This window comes from Acidithiobacillus sp. TH-A36 (assembly GCF_057473445.1).
In genome coordinates this window covers 1-1,408 of record NZ_JBYCKP010000518.1, presented here as the reverse complement: position 1 = coordinate 1,408, position 1,408 = coordinate 1, and the positions used below count along the sequence as shown (strand labels likewise).

2 protein-coding genes are annotated in these 1,408 nt (G+C 58.6%); both read right to left on the bottom strand.

Going from position 1 to position 1,408, the window contains the following annotated elements; genetic code table 11:
- Positions 1–401 (bottom strand): FAD-binding protein (locus AC2VLY_RS13065; protein WP_486892027.1); only part of this gene is annotated, 401 nt, incomplete at its 3' end.
- The coding region (gene murC / locus AC2VLY_RS13060) for a UDP-N-acetylmuramate--L-alanine ligase (protein ID WP_486922427.1) at positions 398–1,408 on the bottom strand (1,011 nt) is incomplete at its 5' end. The genes murC and AC2VLY_RS13065, both read right to left, overlap by 4 nt.

Below are 1,408 nucleotides of genomic sequence, written 5' to 3'. Positions count from 1 at the left end.
CCATGAGCGCCGGCATTCATGCTCAGGCAGCCCCCCAAGGTGCCGGGAATGCCTGCCAGAAACTCTGCGCCGGCAAGTCCTGCCTTGGCTGCAAAATGGGCAATTTTTACCGCACCCGCACCGGCGCCGACCCGCAGCAGATCATTTTCTGCCAAAACGATCTGATCCAGGGTATTGGCGAGGCAGATGGTGGTCCCGCGCAGTCCGGCATCGCGTACCAGCACATTACTGCCCAACCCTATCCAGGTGAGCGGAGGAACCGCAAAATGTCTTAAAAATCCTTGCAGATCTTCCAGGGTGCCGGGTAGATAGAAGCGATCAGCCGGTCCTCCAACCCGCCAGCTGGTATGGCGCTGCATGGGTTCTCCCAGGCGCAGGCGGCCACCAATGACCGGCATCATGGGGTGGCCTCCGCAAATACTTCAGCCCATTGACCGGCCAAATGGGCAATGCTGCCAGCGCCCATGGTGAGTAGCACCGCGTTCGCAGGCAGGAGTGAGCGAATCTGCGCCGGGGCATTGAGCAGCTCCGGCAAATAGTGAACGCTTATTCCCTGGGCAAGCATGGCCGCGCTGAGTGCCTGACTGCTGACTCCGGGTAAGGCTTTTTCGCCCGCACTGTAAATATCGGTGAGTATGACCAGATCCGCCGAGGCCAGACTGTGGACGAAATCGCCAAACAAGGCCTGGGTTCGGCTATAGCGATGGGGTTGAAAGGCGACTACCAGAGGGCGATCAGGCCATACGGCCCGGGCGGCGCTGATGGTGGCGCTCAGTTCGCGGGGGTGGTGACCATAATCGTCAATAATGGTGATGCCGGCAAACTCGCCGACCTGTTCGAAACGTCTGCCTACCCCGCGAAAATCTTCCAGGGCACTGCGAATGGTCTGCTCACTCACCCCGACCTTGCTGGCAATACCGATGGCGGCAAGGGCATTGAGTACATTGTGCTGTCCGGGAATCCCCAGATCTACATCCAGCCAGTGCACATAGTCATTATCCACCCGCCGCCAGACTTCAAAGTGACTGCCCACTCCCCTGACGGTCACATTACGGGCCTGCAGGTCCGCATCTGCACTGAATCCATAACGCAGTACCGGGGTGCGTAATTCTGGAATCAGGCCGGCGACCATGGGCTCGTCAGTACAAAGAACGGCAAGACCGTAGAAAGGCAGGCGCTGCAGAAACTGCAAAAAGGCATTGCGCAAATTGTCGAGACTGTCGCCATAGGTTTCCATGTGGTCGGCATCAATATTGGTGACGACGGCCATGACCGGAGCAAGATACAAAAAGGAGGCGTCCGATTCATCGGCTTCAGCCACCAGGTATTCACCGCTACCCAGAGCGGCATGGGTGCCGGCACTTTTCAACCGGCCGCCAATCACAAAAGTGGGATCCAGACCGGCTGC